The sequence below is a fragment of the Pleurocapsa sp. CCALA 161 genome, from assembly GCF_003003995.1.
Lineage (GTDB): Bacteria > Cyanobacteriota > Cyanobacteriia > Cyanobacteriales > Xenococcaceae > Waterburya.
The window spans coordinates 15,618-39,636 of sequence record NZ_PVWF01000018.1 but is presented as its reverse complement, the minus strand read 5'-3'; the positions used below and the strand labels follow the sequence as shown (position 1 = coordinate 39,636).

The window sequence follows — 24,019 nt, the reverse complement described above, 5'->3', positions numbered from 1 at the left end:
GATCACAACAGTGAATACTATCACCCACAATTCCTCTACCCAAATAATTGAGTCAACTCCCGTCACTAACTCAGTCAAAATAGCTCAAATAGATACTCCACTAGTTAGTGTAATTATCCCTGTTTACAATAGCGCTAAATATATCCAGAAGGCGATCGATAGCGTATTAAATCAAACCTACGGCAATTATGAAATTATTGTGGTGGATGATGGCTCAACTGACGAGACTCGTCAAAAATTAGAGCTATATGGAGATAAAATTCTTTATATCTTTCAGAACAATCAGGGATCGGCAGCAGCACGCAACCTAGGGATTAAATTGGCTCAGGGGGATCTGGTTGCCTTTCTCGACTCTGATGATTTTTGGTCAATGCCAGCAAAGTTAGAAAAGCAAGTAGCTTGTTTTCAAAAAAATCCAGATTTGGGCGGAATTAATACTGGCTGGAAAATAGTTGATGGGGAAGGTAAACATATCAAGACAGTACAGCCTTGGCATAAAGCACCCCAGCTAGATTTAGAAACCTGGTTGAAGAAAAAATGTGTTCGTACCAGCGCCATGATGTTTCGTCGCCCATGGCTAGAGAAAGTTGGCGGTTTCGACACTGAACTCAGACAATCTCATGATGTAGACTTAATTTTACGTTTATCTCTGGCTGGCTGTAAAACGGAATGGCTTAAGGAAGAAACGGTATGTTATCGACAACATGATGGCAACACGACTAAAGATAGTTTAAAACAAGCAAAATACGTTCAAGCAGTATTAGATAAGTTCTTTGCCCGTAACGATTTACCAGAATCAATTGGCAAGCAAGAACAGCAAATTCGTTACCATACTTTGGTTTGGATTGCCTGGTATCAATATAATGCAGGTAATTTGAATGACATGGCAAGATTTTTGCATCAGTCTCTAGATTTTAGTCCTTATCTGCGGGTGGAGAATATATCTCATTGGTTGAGTAATTTTAAGCGGTTTTCTCTAGAACGAGGCAAAAGCTTTGATGTTAATCTTTTAACTAATTCTAGCCAGTGGAAAAAGCTGCTCAACATCACACTAAAGTTAAAAAATTTCTCTTCTGAAACAGAAGCAAGTCAGCAGTCAGAAAAAAAAATTGATCTAGATAAAAACCAGAAATTAGCAACTTGCTTACATCCTCTAGAGCTAAAAAATAATCCGCTTAAGTTTTCAGTAGTTGCCTCAGCTTGTAATGCTACTGGATATTTAAAACCTATAGTCAAAAAATATCAACAGGCGCAGCTTGAAAGATTTCCTGCGGACTTAGTTCTACCTCCTTTTCCTGGAGAACACAACGATTATTCTTTAATTAAACAAAGTGTCCAAAACTTTGTTGCCAGCAAACAACCTTACTTTTTGTCTGTATCGATAATTATTGCTTGTTACCATTCCTCAATAGCGTTACCTCAAATATTAGACGCGATCGCTCATCAGACTTATCCCCAACATTTAATTGAAGTAGTCATAGTGAGTACTGATCTAGCTCAAGAAGCTGAAGCTTTAGACAGCAAACATTCTGGTCTTAAAATAGTTTTTGAGTCCAAACCAATGGCAGTTCAACAACTCCAAAATGCGGGAATCAAAAAGGCGCAGCATGATTATTTAATTATTTTAGATGGCGATTTGTTGCCCTTATCTTCCTTGGTCGAAAGCTACATGAAATATTTCCATGTCAGTGATCGTATCGTTACGATAGGCGATCGCTTGTTTGTGGATGCGGATTCTCTAGAACAAGAGCTACTGAAAAATCATCCAGTAGCAGTAGCAAATATTAGTGATGCTATTAGCAGTGAACAACTTGCGCGACAGGACGACCTCAAAACACTTCATAGTCAACAAAAACTATTTGCACAATCCGATCAGCTAAAAAAAGACCGCTATCCTTTCAGAGCCTTTGTTAGCTCGAACATTGCCTTCTCTAAGAAATTAATTGACCAGGTGGGCTGTTTCGATGAAAGCATTACTCATTGGGGCTATCGAGATCAGGAATTAGGCTATCGTATTTACAATGCAGGATATTATTTTATTCCTGTAGCTGATGCTTTGGGGCTACACCTAAACTTAACTGAAGGAAGGGAACAGCATAATAAGAAAGCAAGTCATCAAGAGCAAAAAAAGCTATTTGAACAGAAATGTCCCGTGGAATGGTATCGCAATTATGAGCCTGGTGTAATTTACGAAATACCAAAAGTATCGATCTATATACCTTCTTACAATAATGGTAAATACATCAAAGAGGCAGTTGAAAGCGTACTCAATCAAACCTATACAGATGTTGAAGTGTGCATTTGTGATGATGGTTCAACTGATAATACCTTGCAAGTTTTGACCGACAACTTTCAAGATAACCCCAAGGTTAGATGGGTAACTCAAGTCAATGGCGGTATTGGTAAAGCTTCCAATACGGCGGTAAGGATGTGTCGCGGGATGTATATTGGTCAATTAGATTCTGACGATCTGCTCAAGCCCGATGCGATCGCCACCATGGTAGATTATTTAGATAATACTGGATATGGTTGCGTCTATAGTTCTTGTGAAAGAATTGATGCCCAAGGTAATTATCTTCAGGATGAATATAGCTACCCCACATTCTCCCGCGAAAAAATGATGATTACTTCTATCGCTCATCATTTTAGGATGTTTAGAAGGCGAGATTGGCTGCGGACAGACGGATTTAATGAAGAATTGCTTAATGCCGTCGATTACGATATGTTTCTCAAACTTAGCGAAGTTTGTGCTTTCTATCATGTCGAAAAGATGCTTTATCTCAGAAGATGGCACGGAAACAACACCTCCTTTGTCAATGAAAACAAACAAAGTAGCAATACGCATGTAGTTCTAACTTATGCTTTAGAGAGGATGCACTTAGCTGATGAGTGGGAGGTATATGCTCCTGATGCTAGCCAACCACGGAAAGTTTCTTATCGACGTAAACATCCTATCACCAATGTTTTTTTCTTCCCTGATTATCGCAAGAGCAATATTTATCAAAATCTATTGTATTCACACCTTCCTGATAATTATGCTTTATATTCTGGAGACATCGGTAATGCTTTACAGGCAATACGAGATGGTATTGGTAAGGTAGTTTTTCACCTGCACTGGACTAATTATATTCTCAGAGAGGCAAACAACCTCGAAGATGCAGAAAGACTAAAAAATATCTTTATCAAAAAATTGTTTGAATTTTTAGCCGCAGGAGGTAGTTTAATTTGGACTATTCACAATGTTTTACCTCATGATTGTCTTTATTTAAAACAGGAAATTGAGCTAAGAAATATTATTTGTATTGCTGCTAGCAAAATTTATATTCATTCTGCATCATCATTGCCAGAAATTAAAAAGCATCTCAATGTTCCTTCAGAAAAAGTAGTAGTAATTCCTCATGGAAATTATGTTGGAGTTTATCCTAATACCATAACGAGAGAAGAAGCCAGAAAGCATTTCAATTTCACCTCGGAACAAACAGTATTTCTGTTTCTAGGACAAATACGTAAATATAAAGGTGTTGAAGATCTGATCATTGCTTTTAATCAAGTTCAGAAAAAATTTTCGCATACTCACTTACTTGTTGCAGGAAAACCCATGGATCAGATAAATCTTGAGGAGTTAGATATTGAGCCAGAAACTAAATCAAGAATTACTTTAATTGAAAGATATATTTTAGATAATGAACTACAATTATTTTTTAATGCAGCAGATGCCACAGTATTACCATATCAGAAAATACTAACTTCTGGGTCCTTATTAAATGCCATGTCTTTTGGTTGTCCAGTAATTGCTCCTCGCGTAGGCATGACTAAAGAGATACTCGAAAGTGGTTCTAACGGTTTCTTATATGAATTAAGAGATACAGCATCTCTTACTCAAGTAATGTTTAAAATTGCAGCTTTAAAGACCAAAGAAAAAAAACAATTAAGAAAGAGATCTTATAAAACTATTGAACATTTATCATGGGAAAATGTTGCCAATAACCTATTTGCAGATATTTAAAAAATAAAAATTAAGTTGCTATATTATTTATCGTATATTATAATGTCTTCAACAAAAACATCTGCTAAAAATTACAAATAATGATTAATATTAATAATAGTGATATCCATAATTTTCATCATGAATTTAATAAGATTAAGCAAAAAAGCTTGGGTAATTTATCAGATCAGGTTTTCGCAATTGATAGAAAAAGTGTACAGCAATCACGCTTGTTTATTATTGATATTATCCCTCATATTTATCGTCTTTTTTATAACGTTCCCCAAGGTACAGTTCTCAACGTTTTGGATGTTGGCATTCATAGTGGAGCTGGTACTGGATTATTGGCAGAACTACATAACAAACGAAGCTACAATCATTTAAAAATGAATGTAATGGGGTTAGATATTACTGATAATTTTCACGATTATATGAAATTGTGCTATCCATCATTTAATTTTGTCAAACAAGATATTTTTAAAATTCCTGAAGATCAAACTTGGGATCTGATTATATGTAGCCATGTGATTGAACATCTCTCCGATCCAGTTCCATTTGTTGAAAAACTTAGGAAATTAACAAAAAAATACGCTATCATTGCCTGTCCATATAATGAACAAGATCTAAGACAAGGGCATCTTCAAACAATAGATAGTGATTTTGTTACTAAGTTAAACCCCCTTGAATATCACATTTATACGAATTTCTGTTGGAGAGTTAGAGGAGAATGCATAATTATGATTTTTAATACTCTTAACTAATGTACAAATCTTTTTAACAATAAATACTGTCTAACATTTATTTGAATTTGGAGGAAATTAAGTTGATTAATAATAGCTATCAACCAGCTACGTCTATTGCTTGGATATCTCTACCTAGAACTGGAACAAATTATATTTGCGAATTACTGCATAATCATTATAAGATTATATCTCACTATGAAATTTTTCATAGACATAATTTTTATGCCAGAGATAACAAAAAAATAATTAGTCTCATTAATGACGAATATTCCAGAAGTTTTTTAAATTATAAAGATATAAGTTTGATCAAATGGATACATGATCATCCTGATAAATTATTTACTATACTTAAAAAAAGTAGCATTAAAAATTATTTTAGTTTCAAAATTTTTCCAGGACAATTAGAAACAGATTTAATAAAAAAAATAATTATAAGTGACAATAGCATTAAAAAGATTTTAATAAAAAGAAACTTACTAGATGTTTATATATCTAGAGAGATAGCTCTTGAGTCAAAAAAATGGGGACATGTAGATACATCTAAAATACAAGTGAAAATAAATTTTGATGAATTCTTAAAATGGTTTAATTGGGTCAATGAATGGTATCAATTATTTGAGAATGAGCTTATAAATATAGGACAAAACTTTTCAGTTATTAGCTATGAGGGATTACATTGGCAAAAATCTGATAAAGACAAATTTATTTATCTAATTAATTTTCTTAGAACAGTTGGCATTAATCTCGAATTGCAAAATGTAGTTAACAAGATAAAATTTGATACGTCTTATAAAAAACAAGATCAAAGAGCCAATATTGCTAATAAAATTATAGATTCTGTAGAATTTAAAAAAAAGTTACATAATGCTGGTCTTGAATATCTTTTATATGTATAGCAAAACTAAAATATTATGATTAGCAATCAATTTTTTACCCATAGATTATATGTTAGTTACAAAATAATATATTTGAGTTAAATTAGCTAAATTAATTTATTTTTTGTGCAAAAAAAACTAATACTAATGAACTTAAAAAATGAAAAAATACACAGTTTATGGTAACTGTCAGGCGAGGATATTACCAAGAGTTTTAAATTCCTCTAAAATATTTAAAAGTACGTTTGAATATGTAGATATTAAAGCAGTACACATGATTAGAACTGAAGAGATAGATTATTATATTGATCAAGTATTACCCCACTTAGATTTATTTATCTTTCAGCCAGTTTCTGAAAAGTATAACAACAATGAGCGATATTCAACTAATTTTTTGCTGTCTAAACTAAAATCTGATGCAATTTCAATTTCATTTCCTTCTTGCTATTTTAATGGCTATACTCCTGAAATAAAACATACAAAGTTAATTAGAGATGGCGTTAATAAAGATGAATTTGATTATCATGATAAAAACATGATGAAATATTTTTTGTCAGAAGCTAATCCTCAACCTCAAGATTTTATACTTAATGATAAATTTTATTCAGAAGAATTCTCTTTGCAGGCAGTTGAAGAATCGCTGAAGGAACTTGAAAGAAGAGAGTCTAGTATTTTCGGCTCTGAAAAACAAATAGATATTAAAGTAAGCAAATTTATTAGAGATAATTATCAAAAAGAGCGATTGTTTCATACAGTAAATCATCCCAGTAAACCTTTATTTATCTACTTGGGTAAAGCAATTTTAGATTTTCTGACGATTAAAGACGAAGTTACTTTTTTAAAAGATCCTCTTGCTCATACAGTTTATCCTATTTATGAGTCTCATTATCAAAATTTACAATTAAAGTTTTCTAACTCTTTAGAATACAAAATTGAAAATCAGGATTATAATCCAACTAAAATAATTGAAAAATACTTAGAATACTATAGAGAGATACCTAGAGAAATTATTGAAAAAAGTTTTGTTTAATCAAATTTACTATTGTGGGAGATTACTAAGTAATAATACAACTGGTAATTATGACCGCCAAAATCTCTTACGCAGTTACAATGTTCTAGCCAAACTGATATGCTCCCATTATTGACTACCTAAACAAAGATGATTAAGGTTAAGTATGAGCGCTATCTTGAAGATTGACAGAGAATACAGATAAAGAAATCTAATTTTTTTGAAGCGATCACACTTTCTCGATTGATAATTTCAACACGGTGGTCGCCCAATATTTATTTTCTGTTTCATAAATTAGATTAATTTTTCCAACTCTTTGCTTACAACTAAAATTAATTCATCTTGATTTTTGACATAAGTCAAATTAACTAAGCTTGTGGTTATATTAAATAGCTTTTCTTGATCAACTAGCATTTTTAATTCTTGATAATCAATTCCTCCAAGAATTTCATAACTACTATTCAACAAAGCACTAGGATAATTAAATTCAATATATTCCAACCATTCATCTTGATAGATATAATTAGCCTTTTTACCTAGCTTATTTTTTTTCTGAATTGCTACCAAACTATTTAAAATTGACTTTTTCCAAGAGCTAGTTAATCTTTGCTCAACCTGATTTTTGATTAAGTGAATTAAAAGAACTACTAAAAAAGACTCTAAATTTTCAATAATAGATTTTCTACCCACTTCTTCAAGCTCTTCTGCAATACATAAAGCCCTGTCAATATTACCTGATAACAAACTTTGTTTAAGTTCTAATATTTCTTCCATATCAAATTTTAACCATTATTCATTGTTAATGCATGAGCATTTCATCATTCAGATCTTATCCTAGACTCAGAGACTCTGAAGCGATCGCGCTTTTTATTTAGATAGGTCGGCAGAGGGATCACGTCGACCTAGGTTGGGTAACAATTGTTATATGAGAACCTTTTAACCTCACCTGAACTCAATAATAGTTTACGGTGTTATGCGCACGGCAGCTTCAAAATTCAAAAATCGCGATCATGTTACTGTGTCATTAGATTGTTTGTTCTGCGATCGCTAACTATTTTGACTTAAAAAAAGCTCATAATTATAAATATCAGCCCTAAAGGTATTAGCCCTAAAGGATTAGCTTCGCGTCCTTCGCGTCACAATCAAATTAAAACATAGTCAAGTTGGATCTCAATAGCGTATGCTTGAGCGAGTCGTCAGACGATTACTGTTAGCGGTTACTCTGGTTAGCGTTTGCAGTAGTTGTAGTGGTAGTTTATTAACGCAGCCAGAGATTATTCCTGGAGGGATCAACAGTAACTCTCCCGAAGAATATCCGTCCTATAGCCAAGATGGTCGTTATTTAGCTTTTGCTTCAGATAGGCGTGGTCAAAGAGATATTTTTCTCTACGATCTTCAGGCAAAACGTTTAATCTCTTTGCCCAATCTCAATCGTCGAGATTCTGTACAAGATCAACCTGCTCTTAGCTCAGATGGTCGTTATATTGCCTATGTATCCACAGAAAGGGGTAAAAGTGATATTTTTGTTTACGATCGCCAACAGCAAAAAACTGAATTGTTAACGGTTAATGTCAAAGGCTCTGCCCAGAATCCTACTATTAGTGGTAATGGTAGTCAAGTTGCTTTTCAAGCGAGCCAGTTGGGACAATGGAAAATTGTCATTGTCAAGCGTAAAGTTGATCGTAATTAAAACTCCCAACTCCCAACTCTAAACTCCCCGCCTCACTTTTGGGAATCCCTTAGGAAAACCTAATCGCTTTTTTCCTGTGATTTAGGTTTATATTCTTGACGACGTAAACGCAACTGAATATCTTCCAGTAGCTGACGATTTACGCCCATTAAGTCGGCAATCAAACCAAATATCCACAGCTGAACACCAATGAGAATTAGCATAGCTGCCAGGATCAAACTGGGTACACGCGGTTTGGCAGGATCGTTGCCAATAATTCCCCAAAATAATAATAACCAACGACAGCAAAGTAAAAATCCTAAACTAAAGGGAACACTACCCAGCATCATAAAGAACTTAAGCGGACGATAAGTCATAAAGATCCGCACAATGGTCAAAATGGAATGCTGAACATAAGCGAAGATATTCTTGACCAACCGCGAAGGACGCAAAAAACCGTTGGTACGGATAGGAACAGAGGTGATAATTAAACCCTTTTGACCAGCCTGGATAATAGTTTCTAGAGTATAGGTATATTCATTGAATACGTTTAACCTTAAAGCAGCCTCTCTACTTATGGCACGAAAACCGCTAGGTGCATCAGGAATCTCGGTTTGACTAGCCAGACGCACGACAAAACTGCCGAAATTTTGCAGCAATTTTTTGAGCGGGGAAAAATGTTTGATTGATTGAATTGGTCTTGCGCCAATCACGATCTGGGCATTCCCTGCTAAAATCGGCGCAATTAGCTTGGGGATATCTGCGGCACAATATTGATTATCAGCATCGGTATTGACAATAATATCCGCCCCCGCCTCCAGACAGGCTTCGATTCCCGCCATAAATCCTTTTGCTAGACCTTGATTAGACTGCAAATTAACAATATGGTCTACACCACAAGCTTGTGCTACTTCTACAGTGCGATCGCGACTACCATCATTAATAATTAGCCATTCCACCTCATCAATGCCAGGTAATTGCCGAGGAAGTTCCGATAGGGTTAAACCTAACGTTGCTTCCTCGTTATAGCAAGGAATTTGAATAATCAGTTTCATAGTTTTCTGCTTACCAACAGAAACTGTATCTTTAATTTGAGCGGAGATTAGCCTAAATTGTTCATTGCTCATTGCTACTTCGCTTGATTGTCCAGAACGGAAAGGTTTGACTAGGATTAATCACTACACCATTAAGATCATTTTGAGCAAAGGCATAATCTTTAGTCTGCCATAGGGGAATATAAGGCACATCCTGACTCATTACTTCCTGCAATTCAATTAAGATTGCTTGGCGTTTAGCGACATCTTGTTCCTGTCGAGATTGCTCAATTAATTTATTAGCGCGATCGCTGTAGTAGAATGAACCACGACTTTGGGCTGCCCCCGATTTACAACCAGTCTTGACTGAACCTTCGCTACAGCTAAGAAAAGGCTGAAGATAATTATCAGGATCGAGAAAGTCTGGATACCAATCAACTAAAGCAGCAGGATATATTCCTTGACTGAGATTGCTAAAAAAGGAAGCCGACTCTACACTCTTGGGGACAAACTGGATCATCCCTGCTAGTTCGCTTGAACCATAGGCTTTAATTGTTTCTGCGACAATCCCCCTAGTAATTGACCCACTAGGATACCAAATTTCGACGATCGCTGGATTTTGCGCTGAATAACCTGCTTTGGTGAGTAATTCTTGAGCTTGCGCCGTATTAGCTTCGCCATATAGCTGTTTAAATGTTGGCTCATAACTAGGAAATGCTGTGGATACAAGACTATAAATCGGTTCAGCCTGTCCTTTTAAAACTCTGTCATTGATTAAACCACGATTGATGCTGGCTGCGATCGCCTGACGCACTTCTGGCTGATTAAGGGGTTCTTGCTGTAAGTTCAAGACTAGGTAATTAACTACTGTTCCCGAACTTTCAATTACCCGATGCTTTTCTTTATTTTCTAGCAGGCTTTCTATTTGCTGGGGATCGAGAGATTGATAAGCCACGTCCACCGCTTTTGTCTCAAAGCTATTAAACAAGTTAGCTGAATTTCCACCATAAACTTGCAAATTAATCCCTTGATTAGCGGTTGCTTGACCCCAATAATTAGGATTGCGATCGAGACTGATAGAATCGCTTTTAAACTGATTTAGCTTATATCTTCCTGTACCCACCAACTTATTGGGATTAAATGCTCCTGCACCTATTTTGTATGCCTGAGGCGATACCGCACAAGCACCTGGAAAAGCTAGTAAGGCAGGAAAAGCAGCAAAGGGTTGCTTCAGGGTAATCTTCAGCTCATATTCCCCTGTTGCCTCAACTGACTTAATCACATCGCCTAACAAGAACGAAGGTTTTCCGCCATTGTCGATAAAACGTTGTAGAGAAAACTCCATTGCCTTAGCGTTGAACGCTGCACCATCATGAAAAGTCACCCCTGTTCTCAGAGGAATAATATAAGTCAAACCAGCTTCGTCGATGGTTGGCATTTCCGTTGCCAAAAGTGGTTTTATATTTGTAGTGCCAACTTCGTAGGTATAAAGACTTTCTGCCACATTATAGATAATATTTAACCCAGCCAGCTCGTAGTTATCGGCGGGATCGAGAGTGCGTGGCTTCAAGGTTGTCCCGACAGAAATACGATTACTATCAATTGGATTTGTATCCGACTGGTTTTGACTGTTGCAGCCTAACGCTAAAATAAAACAAAAAGAAAATAAAATTAGATATTTACTGACTTTTCTCAGTTGTTGCCCAAGGGCAGAAAATCGATTAATACTCATTACCCAGTAAGATTTAAAAGTCTATTCCGCATGATACTGGGTAATTAATCAAATCGTCTCTAAAAAAGCGATCGTTTATACCATACCACAAGGGTACAATGTCCTTGAGGGCTTTTGCGTGGATTTAAAGTGGTGTTGACAGTATTTATAATTAGGATTACTGACTTATATTCTCGTAGTTTTTCTAATATATGGCGAAAACATTGCCGAAAACAACTTATAAAGAACTCCTGTTTTTGCTGCTACGCAGAAGAAAACGTTTGAAGGTTGTTGGAGAGTCTATGCTACCACTACTACAGCCAGGAGATGAAATTCTACTCGATCCTGATGCTTACAGAAAATGCTTACCTCAAATTGGCGACATTATAGTTATCATGCACCCCCTACAGAGCGATCTAACTATAGTCAAGAGGATCACCGCAATTAACAATCATGATGGTTATTTTGTGACAGGAGATAATGCCAGAGCTAGCACCGATAGCCGTCACTGGGGAACTATAAAATTTTCTAATATTTTAGGAAAAGTCACAAGTCAATTTAGCTAACTGACGTTACACAGAGTAACGAAAAATCAGTAGTTTCAATGAAGCTTAAAAAACAGATCGACCAACCCTTTAACTTTTGCCCAGCCCCAATAAATTCTTTTGTTCCTTAGAAGTTAACTTATCTTATGCTTGTTGATTATCTGTTGACTGCTACCTGAAAAGCATTTGGGTCATCAAAAATCTCAAAAGCTTTGTCCAACTGAGTAAGCTCAAACATAATTCGTACCGACGGAGCTAGAGAGCAAATCCCAAACCTGTGTCCGAGACTTTCTGCCAAACGAAATGCTTTGATCAGTGCCATTAATCCTGCACTGTCCATAAATTCTACAGCTTCCATGTTAACTAGTAAAGCAGAGTCTACTGAAGATTTTACTTCTACTGTCAAACGTTCGAGAAACTCGGCTGCATTTGCTGCGCTCAAGAAACCTTCTGGTCTAAAAGTCGTAAATTTTGTACGTATTTGTGTGCTGCTCATTTTATTGTTTCTCGTTTTATGATATTGCTCAAAAACTGGTTTTATGATTTAAGATTAGTCTGTATATTTACGGAGATCTACTATTTCTTGTCTGATTTACATAATCTTGATAAGTAAATAAAGTATCTCTAAACTTTTACCTTAAATTTTGTCGATTTTTGCTCTAGGTATAATGCTTTACATTCCCTAGACTCATGTTATGTATTGAAAACTCCATTCACCCTAAATATGAGAAACATTCTGTATTGGTAATCAATTTAAAGCTGATGACAGCTTGCTTAGATTTACGCAATCAATAGTCTTTAAGCTTAAACTGATCTGCAAAAATCTGCTATCAATATTAACCTAGGTTTATTATGATTAAGTTGAAATAAATATTTGGTATTGGAGTTTACTAATTTCATAATATAACTATTTATTTGTTTGGAATATCAATAAAAGTAGATTAAAAAAGTAAAAAGTTAGAAAAAAGTGAATTCTTTCCAGCCAAGAGAAGCTAAATATTATTAAAAACAGGTTCAGCTATATTTAAAACTTATCTTGATGAGCCTGCCAAAATAAATGAATAAACTTATTTAGATACTTTTGCGAGGGGATTGTCTCTTTAGAATGATGACTAATATCTTTTAATTGTGGTAATAAATAAATTATTTCCGTGTCTAGAGCAGGTCGAAATAAATGAGCCGGCCACAATAGATCTGAACCACACTGCAAGTCGATCAATTTAGTTTCTTCAGCGTTTCTGGAGTCAAACGAAGCTGGCAGCAACCTGGATGAATTCTCCTGCTGCGCAAATCCGAATTCAAGCGATCGCTCTTTCAATTCAGAATTCAAGCTACTTTGGACATCAGCACAGATGACTAGGCAAAGTGGTCTAAACCAGCATAGTTGACGATCAGGAATTAACTGAATCACCTCTCCATAAAGATTACTGCCTTGATGCTCTAAACAGACTATTTGACCCATTTTTAAGGGTAGCTTAATCGAATTGAAGATAATATTATCCATCGCTCTCACGAACTTACAAAATTTGCCAGACTCCTATGACTCAATATAGGTATCACCCACACAACATGTTATTTAAACTAATTTAAACTAAATGGCTAACTAGCTTGGTTTAGGTTATGTAGCCAAGGGTTTCCATTTTAGTGATAATTTTAGCGACACTTTGTGATACCTCTTCAAGATCGGTGCGGCATTCAACCTCAGGGTTGGTTGGTGGCTCATAGGGATCGTCAATACCCGTAAACTGCTTAATTTTGCCTGCTCTGACTTGCTTATATAAGCCTTTGACATCCCGCTCTTCACAGACTGAGATGGGCGCGTTTACAAAAACCTCTACAAAGTTATTGATACTAGATCTTATCTCCTCTCTAATGGCGCGATAAGGACTGATTACGGGGACTAAAACAATTACTCCATTACGAGCTAGTAATTTGGCAACAAAGCCAATACGACGGATGTTGGTATCTCGATCTTCTTTAGAAAAGCCCAAGTCTTTGGTCAGATTTTCTCTTATTTCGTCACCGTCTAAAACCTCTAGTTGATATCCTTGAGACTGCAACTTGTCCGTAAGTGCTTGGGCGATCGTACTTTTTCCTGCCCCACTAAATCCCGTAAACCAAACGACTACACCCTGCTGCTTCATAATAGTTTGTATTCCTTAATAACTTTTTATGTCTCACAGTATTCTACTTGATGGGGGTACGTCTGATGTGAATCAGCTTTTCTCGATTGAATAGATTGGCAGAGATTTACATTTCTCTTTCCGCCAATACCATCCAGCGTTCGGTATAGCGCTCAATCTCTTCGTTTAATGACGCTAGTTGGGCTGACAATTCCTGTACGAGGTTGAAATCGCTACAGTTGCTTGCCAGAGAGCTTTCGAGCTTTTGTTTGTCAATTTCTAGTTGAGCAATTTGAGCTTCGAGCTTTTGATATTCTCGTTGTTCAAAATTAGATAGGGGTTTGCTTGCCTTGTCTTGAGCGCTAGATTTACTGCTGCTGATATTTTTGGACTTGGATTCTTGGGGTTTGGCAATGGCTTGTTCTTGTTTGATTAATTTGTCTGTTTTCTTTTTATGTTCTAAATAGACCGAATAGTTACCAGGATATAGCTTTACCTGAGTGTCTGGCTCGATCGCCAAAATAAAATCAACCGTGCGATCTAGGAAATAGCGATCGTGAGAAACCACAATCACGCAGCCGTTAAAGTTTTCTAAATAGTCTTCAAGGATTGCTAAAGTCTGAACGTCTAAGTCGTTAGTAGGTTCATCCAAGATCAGCACATTGGGGGCATCCATCAATACCTGGAGCAAAAATAGCCGACGCTTTTCACCCCCAGATAGTTTATGTATCGGTGCATATTGTTGATCGGGGGGAAAAAGAAACTTCTCCAGCATCTGAGAAGCAGTGATCTTAGTCCCATCGGCAGTGGTTACAACTTCGGCAACTTCTTTGATATATTCAATTACTCGTTGATTTTCATCTAAAGCAGCCAAAATATTTTCAGAATGCTGGTCAAAGTAACCGATATGAATGGTCTTACCAATATCAACCTTGCCTTGGTCTGGTTCGATTCGCCCTGTAATAATGTTCATCAGAGTAGACTTACCTGCACCATTAGCACCAATTATACCCAGGCGATCGCGGGGAGTAAATTCATAGCTAAAATCTTGAAACAGGGTATGTCCGTCGTAGGATTTAGCAATATTCTCCAGTTCAATGACTTTTTTGCCGATGCGTCTGCCTGGAGTGTCAAGATCAACTTTTTCCTGTGCTTGTTTGAACTCTCGCTCCTGCATATCGCCAATGCGATCGATACGGGCTTTTTGCTTAGTGCTACGGGCTTTAGGCCCTTTCTTGAGCCATTCTAGCTCTCGCCTTAAAACTCCCTGAAATTTACGTTGGCTACTGGCGACAGACTCTTCTTGAAGAGCTTTTTTTTCTAGATAGTAAGAATAATTACCAGAGTAGGCATAAAGATCGGCGCGGTCAATTTCTAAAATACGGTTAGTGACTTTATCCAAAAAATAGCGATCGTGGGTGATCAATAAAATTGCTCCCTGAAACCGAGCTAAGTATTCCTGTAGCCACTCCACCGACTCAGCATCAAGATGGTTAGTTGGCTCGTCCATCATTAAAAGATCGGGTTCGTTCAGCAAAGCAGCCGCCAGGGCAATACGTTTTCGATATCCTCCAGAAAGATCTTTAACCTTGGCATCAAAATCTTCAATACCTAATTTACTCAAGACAATTTTGGCTTTAGTTTCCAAATCCCAAGCACCAAGAGTCGCCATCTTTTCAGTTACTGTGGCTAAACGAGCCATCAGAGCCTCTAAATCGCTTCCTTTTGCTCGACCAATCTGATGGGATAAATTTTCATACTCCCGCACCAACTGCATCTGCTCTCCACTATCAGCAAATACCTGATCGATTACCGTGAGATTTTCATCTATTTCTGGCTGTTGAGGTAAATAAATAACTCTTGCTCCAGATTTCAGCAAGCGCTGTCCACCATCCGTCGGCTCAATTCCAGCGATCATCTTTAACAGAGTAGACTTACCAGAGCCATTAACCCCAATCAAGCCTACTTTATCGTTGGGTTCGATGCTAAAGCTGGCATCTCGTAATATTTCTTTGATGCCAAAATCTTTTTTAATATTCTGTAGAGTTAAAATGCTCATTTATAATGCTTTTTAAGGAATAGCTGTGTTCAAATTCATTAGTGTCAAGCTCTTAGCTAATTCCCAGAGTAGATACCAATGAGTAATTATCAATGATTAATAATTAATTATCAATTTATATGCTGTGTATTGGACATCGTGGGGCAATGGGACATGAGCCTGAAAATACTTTGTTATCCATAAGAGCGGCGATCGCTTTAGGTGTTGATGCAGTAGAAATTGATGTTTATAACCTCGAAAATAATTTAGTGGTGATTCACGATCGCGATTTAGCTCGAACTACTAATGGTATAGGTTATCTCGAGAATAGGAGTTTTGCCTATGTGCGATCCCTTGATGCTGGTAAAGGTGAGCAAATACCTACTTTAGAAGAGGTGTTGGAGACAGTAAATCGTCAAGTCATAGTTAATATTGAATTAAAGGGCAGTAATACCGCTAAGTTAGTGGTGGATCTAATTCAAACATATATAAAAATGGGGTGGTCTTACTCAGATTTTATCGTTTCTTCTTTTAATCATGATGAACTGAATCAGGTTAAGACAATATCTCCTGAAATTATTACAGGAATGCTAATTTATGGTTTGCCTTGGCAATATTTACCAAGCGCTCAACAACTACAGGCAGATCTAATTATTCCTCATTTAGATTATGTCACTTCTGAACTGATTGAGTCTGCACATCAACAAGGTTTGCGGGTATGGATATATACCGTTAACCAGCCTGATGATATTAAGCTTATGCAAGCAATAGGAGCGGATGGCATCTTTACCAATTACCCTGAAAAAGTTATTTCTAACTGCACTGACTAATGCGCGATCGCTGGAGCTGGACTCGCTGGATTTATCCGATAATAGGATTGCTGCTGTTGACTTTTTCTCTTTACATTCTCCAAAAAGAGTTAGGTCGCTATAGCCTAGACGATATTTTGGCAGGTCTTGCCCTAATTAGCGATCGCCAATTGGCTTTGGCTTTATGCTTTGCTTTTACGGGTTATTTTGTGATCAGTACCTATGATTTGGTTGCTTTTCGTCAACTTAATCATTATCTGAGTCGCAAGCGGATTTTATTTACTACTTTCATTACTTATGCCGTCAGCAATACTACTGGGTTTACGCTGCTGATCGGTGGTGGAATTCGCTATCGCTTTTATTCTTGTTGGGGTGTGCCTGCCCGAATCGTTGGTGACTTCTCCTACACTGACGCTTCGCGTACAGATGTAGGCTTCTGAAAACCTCGCATATGCAGTCAAAACTTCCTTTAGGGTACTATTAGTAGCAGAAGCAACTACTACGGGATTCCCCTTACGGCGTTTTATAGTGGGGAACAAGTCCAGCCCCACTCTTTTGACATTGATAGAGGCTGAAATATCTCTATCAATCAAAAGACTTAATTCCTCGTCCCAATACTCCCGAATACTCGTGTCGGTAAAGACAAACTCATCTTTGTATGGCAACAGCATTGAGGTATATTGTGGATTAACTGGTATCACCAAAGCTCCAGCTTTTTCGGCTTTGAACTTTAGTATGGTAAAAAACTGAGCAAAGGCAGCATCAGTCCAGGACTTGTTGAGTCCTGATTTGCGTGACTGTCCGTTAGGTAAAAAGTTACCTTGTTCATCAGTTTTAACTTTATTCCTTCGGCTCAATCCCGCAAGATTAAGCTTTTCGTGAAAGAAAACTTGTTTGCCCGTCTTGAGAAGTGCATGAGCAGTATTATAAGCGTGATCGTTTCTGGCTCTAGCTATCTGTTGGTGCAGGTTGGCTTCTCTTTTTGCTAGCTTACGTCTTGATTTGCTACCTTTTTTTTTGGTAGATTTGCGCTTTGATATAGACGCTAGTTTACCTTGGGACTTCCTAAATGACTTGAGACTGGGCAGCTTGACTCCTTCACTAGTAGCTAGATAATCATTTTCGTGAAGAACCGCATCCATGCCTATTGAGTTATCCCAAGTAGGAGTGATATCTGGTACAAAATTAGGCACAGAATTATCTTCAAGTCTTAAGTTGACATACCAACCATCAACTTTTTTAATTACTTGAACTTGCTTGAGAATCGATCCATCAGGCAATGAACGATGATGCCGTACTTTAACCAAGCCTATTTTTGGTAATGATATATAAAGCCATTTGCCCCCGACGGAACAAGAATGCAATTTCGATCCCTCAAACACCATTGACCTGAAACGCGCAGTGTTTTTGTATCTAGGCTTTCCAGAACGTTTTCCGTTTTTGTCTCCAGCTATGTAGCGCTTAAAACTTAGCTCTACTCTTTTACACACTTCTTGTAGTGTCTGAGATGGCACAGAGTTAAAGTCTAGCAATTCACCACTCCACCCAACAGAAACCAAATCTTGTTTGATTATGGGCAACTGCTTTTTCTGCCCGTAAAACTCAGGCTTGTCTTTTAACTCTGGTAAATGACATACCAAAAGACACCTATCAGTGTAACTGCGATTATTTTCCCACCAATCAAACCGTTCTCCTAGCTGACGATTGTACCAATACTGACAAATCCGAAGCCAGTCATTGAGTACTAGCTTTTGCTCAGTGGTAGGTTTTAATCGGTACTGGTAATTGTAAATCAAAGTTAGAGTTTGTTTTTAAGCTACACTGATGATAGCATATTTGGTTGTATTATTTAATGAAGAAAGATTTTATCTCTAGAGGTCGCTCTGTATCTGACATTAAAATTCACTTGGTTTTAACTACCAAGTACAGGCGTAAAGTATTGACTGCATCAATGATTGACAGACTTCATGAGGTGTTTGAATCTTTATTGGATAAGTGGGAATGTAAAATCGTCGAGTTTAATGGAGAGTCTGACCATGTTCACTTGCTGTTTCAGTACCATCCAGAGATACAGTTAAGTAAACTAGTTAATAGTTTGAAAAGTGTTTCTAGCAGAAAGTTAAGGCAGGAATTTTTACTCGAACTAGAGAAGACTTATTACAAAAAGAAGGTAGTTTGGAATAGCAGCTATTTTCTAGCTTCATGTGGTGGAGTAACTATCTCTACTCTCCGTAAGTATATTGAGAATCAGGATAAGCCAGTTGATTGACTGTCTCGCAAAACGCGCCGTTGGCGATTCATCCCACGCCGAATCAAAGATTACGGACGTGGGGCTTCTCGCCGACGAGCTAAATTGATATAATTCGGCTTTTTTAGGTAAAAAAGCTCTAAGCTTATCCGCAGGTAATCCTTTTAGGCATATCCTTTAAGGTAGCGGTACTAGCCAGCTTAGATGTCTGCGCCAGATTTTGGTTCAGCACCTGCATCTACAACTGCATCTCTCAACAAAGTGATTTGCTGCTCAAATTCCATACTTTCAACTTGAGATAATAGCTCTGTTACACTCCCGCTAGGCTCATAATTATCAGGCATAGGAATAATTGTTCCTGCTTCCATTCCTTGGGCTAAACGATACCAAAAATATAGTTTACTGTTTTCACTAAAAGCACCATACTCGCGAGAAATGAGGCTGTCTTGTGATTCGATAATTTTACGTTGTATGTCTAACTGTTCCTCATGAGATAGCTCTTTTACTTGATTAAATAATCCCTCTACAATTTCATCTGCTGCTGCGCCAGGCGCTGCTGGCGTAACCGATGTTCCCATTTTGGTATACACATACCAAAGAAAGGCTAATTTATCATCTGTTGAAAGATTACCGTAAGAGCTGAGTGCAGCAGAGATATTCTGCCCAGAAGTGTCTATAGCCATGCGATTTTATGATCTCCAAGTTTATTTTTCTAGCTTTTTGTTGTTTAAGCTCGTTAGTTACTAACTTATTGGTGTTTGAAATGACAGGAAACTATAACAAGATAGATAAGCATCCAAATCGATCTTCGACTATTGATAGATATGAGCAATGAATAATGATTCACAAATAGTAATCAGTTGTCAGTAAACATTGTCTATTTTGACTGCAAACTCAGTAATTCTTGAGGAGAAGCTAGTAGCTTTATTTGAACTGTATCAATTTGCTCTTCTTGACCAAGAATAAAGTGCCAGGCAACATTAATATTAAACAAAGAGGTTTTAACTTTACCTAGTACTTTGTATTTCAACCAATCTGTTTCAGCTTCACAGACTCCCTGCTGGGGTAATAGTTTCATCCCCTTAGCTTCTTTACTTAAATAAGCTGCTATGTTTGCCCTGCCTATAATTGGTTTTTCAAAAGGTGGGAGTAATGTGCCATTTTCAGCAAATAAAGATGCTGTCTTAGCAAATTCTGCTTGATTGACTGTCACAAAGTAATCACTAATAGCTGACTTGCTAATTCCTGCAATAGTTGAAGAAGTTTCGATATAGGTCATCAAAAATATTTGTTAATAACTTTAATAGAACTTAAGTTAATTAGTAAGGCGATCGCTTCTATCTAAAGATTTATTCTCATAATAGTCATCTAAAAAACTAGCAGAAAACTTAAGTTGATGACAGAGAAGAAATCACTATCTAAAATAGGTGAAAACTATATATGACATGCTGTTCAAGTTTTTTATAATAATATCAATGCAGCACAATAAATGAGTATATATCTGCAACTTAGAAATATTTTATGAAAATACAGTCAGCGGTACTAGTTCCCCTGGGGTTTGGTAAATATGTGCGTAGCGATCGCGTTACTGCTTTAGTACCAATTGAAGAAGAAAGAGGTTCGGGAAGGCGTACCTTTGTGCATTTAGAAGGTGAACAGTCACCAATAGTAGCATCTCGTTCTGAATCAACTATTGTGCGGGATATTGTTCAAGAACCAAAAGAAATTACTCAATCTCGACAACAGCAAGAAATCTTGCGGGATTTACTTAGTGATTTAAGTCAAATTAATGGTACTGTGCGCCGAATCAATCGTGATGAAGGTGGTTTGGATTTAGATCGGTTGGAACAACGTATTCGTCAAGTAATAGAAGAAGAGTAGTCAATTAACTACTAAATACTACTAGAAAATAAGATGAAACAGTAAAACTTGTCTGGCTGATTAGGTGAGAGTTAGAGCAATGCATGGGGAACAATTGGGCAACCTTTTGATCCCTTTTTTTGTCCTTCTTCAAAGTTTAGTTTGTACCAAATCCGCTTGGCAAAAATAATGTTTAATGTGTGCGTAAAAATTTGGTGATAAGATCAGAATAACTAATACTTATTACTTATTACTCGTTACTTATTACTTGTTACTCATTTTTTCAAGTAACCTATACGAAACGGATTTACTATTACTCGTGAGTAGTGAGGCGATCGCTCTTTGGTGTATGTATGATAGATTTTGTATGGCTCAAGTGTAATAAATATTGACTAATAGAAATTAATAAAATTGCTAAAGCAATATAAATTATATCGCTAAGTTTGCCAATTTCAATACTTAGCATTTGTTTAAATAAACTAACAATCAACGCCACTACAATCACATTAACTAGCTTACCTTTTAATTCCTCTAAACTGTTACTTTGGAGAATGCTTGAATCATCTTGATGCTTAATTTCTATTTCTGAAATAAATAATTCATAGATCCCAAATGCAAAAATCAAAAGGACAATACCAATTAAGTAATAGTCTACTCCACCGATAATAAAAGCAACTGTTTGAATTGTCTTGCTCCCTTCAGGATCTTGATAATCTAAAGCTATAGATAATCCTGCCCCAATATCCATTGTGCCAATAAAAATTAGGCGTAAGGCACTGAGTAAACTAAAGATAACGGGAATTAAGATGAAGAAGCGGAAATTCCAAATTAAGTTTTCAAACCATAATTCAAGCTTTCTCAATTTTGCCTTGGCTCTATTCTTCATTAGCGCTCACTCATTTAATTCTTGATAACTTAGCTTAAACTAAATCTTGAACCCATTGTAAGTGTTGAGGAAGTAACTTAACTAAGTCATATTTTTCCAAAATAGTTTTTCTAGCTTGAGTGCGGATTATTGCCATCTGTTCGGGATGCTCTAAAGCTTCAATGACACGATCGCATGTTTGTTGAGGAGAGAAGAAATCTACTAGTAAACCGTTAACATTATCCTCAATCACCTCTGTTACAGGGGCAGTATCAGAAGCAACAATTACACAGCCTGTAGATAAGGCTTCAAGCATTGACCAAGACAGAACAAAAGGACGAGTTAGGTAAATATGCGCTGAGGAAGCTTGTAGTACTTGGAGATATTCGTCATAAGGCAATAGATCGGTAAAGTGGACTCGACTCAGATCCACAGGAAATTTTTCTAGCATGACATCTTTATAGGTTTTACCATCAGGCAAAGTTTTACCATAAGCCACGCGATTTTTACCGACAATGACAAAGTGACACTGGGGTCGTTGTTGTTGCAGGAGATAAATAGCTTCAATTAACTGAGGGAAGCCTCGATAAGGTTCCATACCTCGTGCGACATAGGTGACAATTTCCTCAGCTGCGGTGAGGTCGAGATTAATTCGCGCCAGATTTAGTTTGGCTTCTGGCATTGGTCGAAAATAGCTAGTATCAATGCCGTCATGGTGGACTTTAATCTTACTTTGAAATTCTGGGGGAAATTGCGATCGCTGCCAAGCAGTAGGGGATAAACCACGGTCGCAACTAACCAAATCTAGTAATATTGGCGCATTTTTCGTGCGAATTCGGGCTTCATCATCTGCATTAATGGGATCACTGGGGTCAAAGTTGGCATCCGACCCATAAGCATTGTAATACCATTCAAAATAGCAAAGTAGAGTTGCTTGGGGAAAAATATCTTTCATAAACAAAGTTGGTCCCCATCCCGAATGACCATAAACTACATCGGGATAAAAACCCTGGTCTTTCAACTTCTGGGCGACTCGATAGACCCCTTGAGCTTCTAAAACAGCATTTTCTAACGGTCTAACGTAATGATGAGTCTCAGGACGAGCAGCGCGAGACTTTTCATATACCACCTTATTAACCCCTGGAATACTCCCTTCAAGGCGATTCGTGGCGTAAACTACTGTATTTTGAGGGTCTTTACCCAAAACTGTAGCTAGGTGGCGAAATTGAGCAGGAAAGTTGGGATGTAAAAATAAAATTTTCATGACTATGCGAGCAAATTAGGAGCTAACAATTCGCCCCAATTTTAACGATAATCTAGCTTGCCACCATAAAAATGGTAGTTTAATTAAGTATTCTTTAGTATAAGCATTATGACTTCTTGGCGCGATCGCATTTCCCAGTTTAGTGGTAAAACTCGCTTTGTGGTATCCCGCATCTTTATCCACATGGCAGGTTCAGAAATTGCTCCTCTGCTTGGTACTCTCAATCGTGTTGCTAGAGAATCAGTAGAAGCTGACGGAGATTTAGCTGTGCTGGGGGAGGGTTTAGTTTCCCTAGTTCAAGAGCTACTCCAGATGAGCGAATATTGGCAATCGGTAGGGAATGAAGGGGATGTTTTTTGGGATGAAGGAGAAGCAGGAGATTATGTTAACGAACTTTTTACTGATTCTGCTCAAAGGTATTTAAGCGGCATAGATACTGCTGAATCTGTTACTGATGATGAGCCTCTATCTTTACCTGTAACTCGTAATTTAGTAATTATGCTAATTGTTGCTTTTGAAGGAGAATCGCCAGATTTAGAAAACAATCTCGCAGACGTTGAAGCATTAGAATATGGTCTCAAAGCTTTAATTAATTTGCACTACCAAGAAAAGCTGCGGGCAATTCAAATCCATTTTTCTCCCGCTAGGTTAGGAGATGAACTTGATGGTGAACAACTATTGCTTAATTTTCCTGAATTAATTCCTCTGTAAATTTTCTTTCCTCCCAGAAATCTCTAGGGTTATTCGCTAGTCTAAATATTACTTAAGGATTATTGAACAAGGAGAAAATAAACATGAAAATGCTACATACTATGTTGCGAGTAGGAGATTTAGATCGATCTATTGCTTTCTATTGCGATCTTTTGGGGATGGAACTTTTACGGCGTAAAGATTACCCTGGGGGCGAGTTTACCCTAGCATTTGTGGGCTATGGAGCGGAGAAAGACAACACGGTTATTGAGCTTACCTACAATTGGGGCGTGTCAGAATACGACTTGGGTAAAGGCTATGGTCATATTGCCTTGGGTGTTGATGATATTTATGGTACTTGCGATCGCATTAAAGCTCAAGGGGGAAAAGTGAGTCGTGAGCCTGGGCCGATGAAGCATGGTAGCACCGTTATTGCTTTTGTCGAAGATCCTGATGGTTATAAAATTGAGTTAATTCAGCTTGGCACGCAAGGATCGGCAAAGAACTAGTAATGCTTTGTTGTAAGTAGCGAGTAACAAGTAACAAGTAAC

The 24,019-nt window shown here is 37.1% G+C and carries 23 protein-coding genes and 1 pseudogene; 12 read left to right on the top strand and 12 right to left on the bottom strand.

The features are described 5' to 3' along the window. The first annotated feature begins 10 nt into the window (after window positions 1–10). The 4 genes from C7B62_RS06530 (at window position 11) to C7B62_RS06515 (ending at window position 6,633) form a co-directional block, all read left to right on the top strand. Complete coding sequence (locus C7B62_RS06530) at window positions 11–4,006, top strand: glycosyltransferase (RefSeq protein WP_106233805.1); 3,996 nt, start codon at window positions 11–13, stop codon at window positions 4,004–4,006. An 80-nt stretch (window positions 4,007–4,086) separates the two neighbouring features. After that, window positions 4,087–4,746 carry a bifunctional 2-polyprenyl-6-hydroxyphenol methylase/3-demethylubiquinol 3-O-methyltransferase UbiG gene (locus C7B62_RS06525; RefSeq protein ID WP_106233804.1) on the top strand — a complete coding sequence of 220 codons (660 nt, stop codon included), beginning with the start codon at window positions 4,087–4,089 and terminating at the stop codon, window positions 4,744–4,746. 62 nt (window positions 4,747–4,808) lie between these two features. Further along, window positions 4,809–5,624, top strand: coding sequence for a sulfotransferase domain-containing protein (locus C7B62_RS06520; protein WP_158260637.1), 816 nt, complete (start codon window positions 4,809–4,811; stop codon window positions 5,622–5,624). Window positions 5,625–5,763: 139 nt separating this feature from the next. Beyond that, window positions 5,764–6,633: a WcbI family polysaccharide biosynthesis putative acetyltransferase gene (locus C7B62_RS06515; RefSeq protein ID WP_146132055.1), complete on the top strand. Its 870-nt coding sequence runs from the start codon at window positions 5,764–5,766 to the stop codon at window positions 6,631–6,633. Window positions 6,634–6,906: 273 nt separating this feature from the next. Here C7B62_RS06515 and C7B62_RS06510 read toward each other — a convergent pair whose 3' ends face one another. Beyond that, window positions 6,907–7,386 carry a DUF29 family protein gene (locus C7B62_RS06510; protein ID WP_106233801.1) on the bottom strand — a complete coding sequence of 160 codons (480 nt, stop codon included), beginning with the start codon at window positions 7,384–7,386 and terminating at the stop codon, window positions 6,907–6,909. 406 nt (window positions 7,387–7,792) lie between these two features. Here C7B62_RS06510 and C7B62_RS06505 point away from each other — a divergent pair, with 406 nt between their 5' ends. Continuing rightward, window positions 7,793–8,302 (top strand): PD40 domain-containing protein, encoded by a 510-nt coding sequence (locus C7B62_RS06505; protein ID WP_106233800.1) that lies wholly within the window; start codon window positions 7,793–7,795, stop codon window positions 8,300–8,302. 59 nt (window positions 8,303–8,361) lie between these two features. Here the strand turns inward: C7B62_RS06505 and C7B62_RS06500 are convergent, their stop codons facing one another. Beyond that, a complete protein-coding gene (locus tag C7B62_RS06500; protein WP_106233836.1) occupies window positions 8,362–9,336 on the bottom strand; it encodes a glycosyltransferase family 2 protein in 975 nt (324 codons plus the stop codon). A gap of 61 nt (window positions 9,337–9,397) precedes the next feature. Beyond that, complete coding sequence (locus C7B62_RS06495) at window positions 9,398–11,047, bottom strand: ABC transporter substrate-binding protein (RefSeq protein WP_106233799.1); 1,650 nt, start codon at window positions 11,045–11,047, stop codon at window positions 9,398–9,400. A 191-nt stretch (window positions 11,048–11,238) separates the two neighbouring features. Here C7B62_RS06495 and sodX point away from each other — a divergent pair, with 191 nt between their 5' ends. Next, complete coding sequence (gene sodX, locus C7B62_RS06490; protein ID WP_106233798.1) at window positions 11,239–11,592, top strand: nickel-type superoxide dismutase maturation protease; 354 nt, start codon at window positions 11,239–11,241, stop codon at window positions 11,590–11,592. A gap of 136 nt (window positions 11,593–11,728) precedes the next feature. Here the strand turns inward: sodX and C7B62_RS06485 are convergent, their stop codons facing one another. The 4 genes from C7B62_RS06485 to C7B62_RS06470 form a co-directional block, all read right to left on the bottom strand. Continuing rightward, window positions 11,729–12,067, bottom strand: a complete 339-nt coding sequence (locus C7B62_RS06485; protein ID WP_106233797.1) for an STAS domain-containing protein — start codon at window positions 12,065–12,067, stop codon at window positions 11,729–11,731. A gap of 528 nt (window positions 12,068–12,595) precedes the next feature. Beyond that, window positions 12,596–13,075, bottom strand: a complete 480-nt coding sequence (locus C7B62_RS06480) for a hypothetical protein (RefSeq protein WP_106233796.1) — start codon at window positions 13,073–13,075, stop codon at window positions 12,596–12,598. A gap of 109 nt (window positions 13,076–13,184) precedes the next feature. Continuing rightward, window positions 13,185–13,715, bottom strand: coding sequence for an adenylyl-sulfate kinase (cysC, locus tag C7B62_RS06475; RefSeq protein WP_106233795.1), 531 nt, complete (start codon window positions 13,713–13,715; stop codon window positions 13,185–13,187). 106 nt (window positions 13,716–13,821) lie between these two features. Continuing rightward, window positions 13,822–15,753, bottom strand: a complete 1,932-nt coding sequence (locus C7B62_RS06470) for an ABC-F family ATP-binding cassette domain-containing protein (protein WP_106233794.1) — start codon at window positions 15,751–15,753, stop codon at window positions 13,822–13,824. 119 nt (window positions 15,754–15,872) lie between these two features. Between C7B62_RS06470 and C7B62_RS06465 the strand changes: the two genes are divergently transcribed. Together C7B62_RS06465 and C7B62_RS27080 are read left to right on the top strand one after the other, a co-directional pair. Beyond that, window positions 15,873–16,562, top strand: a complete 690-nt coding sequence (locus tag C7B62_RS06465) for a glycerophosphodiester phosphodiesterase family protein (protein WP_233219838.1) — start codon at window positions 15,873–15,875, stop codon at window positions 16,560–16,562. Continuing rightward, window positions 16,562–16,981 (top strand): hypothetical protein, encoded by a 420-nt coding sequence (locus C7B62_RS27080; protein WP_370303816.1) that lies wholly within the window; start codon window positions 16,562–16,564, stop codon window positions 16,979–16,981. The genes C7B62_RS06465 and C7B62_RS27080 overlap by 1 nt, the downstream gene beginning before the upstream one ends. Here the strand turns inward: C7B62_RS27080 and C7B62_RS06460 are convergent. Further along, window positions 16,945–18,337: pseudogene (locus C7B62_RS06460) on the bottom strand (RNA-guided endonuclease InsQ/TnpB family protein). The gene C7B62_RS27080 and the pseudogene C7B62_RS06460 sit on opposite strands and share 37 nt — an antisense overlap. 56 nt (window positions 18,338–18,393) lie before the next feature. On the opposite strand from C7B62_RS06460, the gene tnpA reads away from it, so the two are divergent. Continuing rightward, a complete protein-coding gene (gene tnpA / locus C7B62_RS06455; RefSeq protein WP_106233793.1) occupies window positions 18,394–18,810 on the top strand; it encodes an IS200/IS605 family transposase in 417 nt (138 codons plus the stop codon). A 179-nt stretch (window positions 18,811–18,989) separates the two neighbouring features. Here the strand turns inward: tnpA and C7B62_RS06450 are convergent, their stop codons facing one another. Both C7B62_RS06450 and C7B62_RS06445 read right to left on the bottom strand, forming a co-directional pair. After that, on the bottom strand, window positions 18,990–19,472 hold the full coding sequence (locus C7B62_RS06450) for an orange carotenoid protein N-terminal domain-containing protein (protein WP_106233792.1): 483 nt from the start codon (window positions 19,470–19,472) through the stop codon (window positions 18,990–18,992). A gap of 194 nt (window positions 19,473–19,666) precedes the next feature. After that, window positions 19,667–20,068, bottom strand: a complete 402-nt coding sequence (locus C7B62_RS06445) for a nuclear transport factor 2 (RefSeq protein WP_106233791.1) — start codon at window positions 20,066–20,068, stop codon at window positions 19,667–19,669. A 242-nt stretch (window positions 20,069–20,310) separates the two neighbouring features. Here C7B62_RS06445 and C7B62_RS06440 point away from each other — a divergent pair, with 242 nt between their 5' ends. Further along, window positions 20,311–20,670, top strand: coding sequence for a hypothetical protein (locus tag C7B62_RS06440; RefSeq protein ID WP_106233790.1), 360 nt, complete (start codon window positions 20,311–20,313; stop codon window positions 20,668–20,670). A 292-nt stretch (window positions 20,671–20,962) separates the two neighbouring features. On the opposite strand, the gene C7B62_RS06435 is transcribed toward C7B62_RS06440, so the two are convergent. Both C7B62_RS06435 and C7B62_RS06430 read right to left on the bottom strand, forming a co-directional pair. Then, on the bottom strand, window positions 20,963–21,535 hold the full coding sequence (locus tag C7B62_RS06435) for a YqhA family protein (RefSeq protein WP_106233789.1): 573 nt from the start codon (window positions 21,533–21,535) through the stop codon (window positions 20,963–20,965). A gap of 34 nt (window positions 21,536–21,569) precedes the next feature. Continuing rightward, complete coding sequence (locus C7B62_RS06430; RefSeq protein WP_106233788.1) at window positions 21,570–22,778, bottom strand: glycosyltransferase family 4 protein; 1,209 nt, start codon at window positions 22,776–22,778, stop codon at window positions 21,570–21,572. A 108-nt stretch (window positions 22,779–22,886) separates the two neighbouring features. On the opposite strand from C7B62_RS06430, the gene C7B62_RS06425 reads away from it, so the two are divergent. Beyond that, window positions 22,887–23,489, top strand: coding sequence for a DUF1517 domain-containing protein (locus C7B62_RS06425; protein ID WP_106233787.1), 603 nt, complete (start codon window positions 22,887–22,889; stop codon window positions 23,487–23,489). An 83-nt stretch (window positions 23,490–23,572) separates the two neighbouring features. Further along, complete coding sequence (gene gloA / locus C7B62_RS06420) at window positions 23,573–23,977, top strand: lactoylglutathione lyase (protein WP_106233786.1); 405 nt, start codon at window positions 23,573–23,575, stop codon at window positions 23,975–23,977. Window positions 23,978–24,019 lie beyond the last annotated feature (42 nt).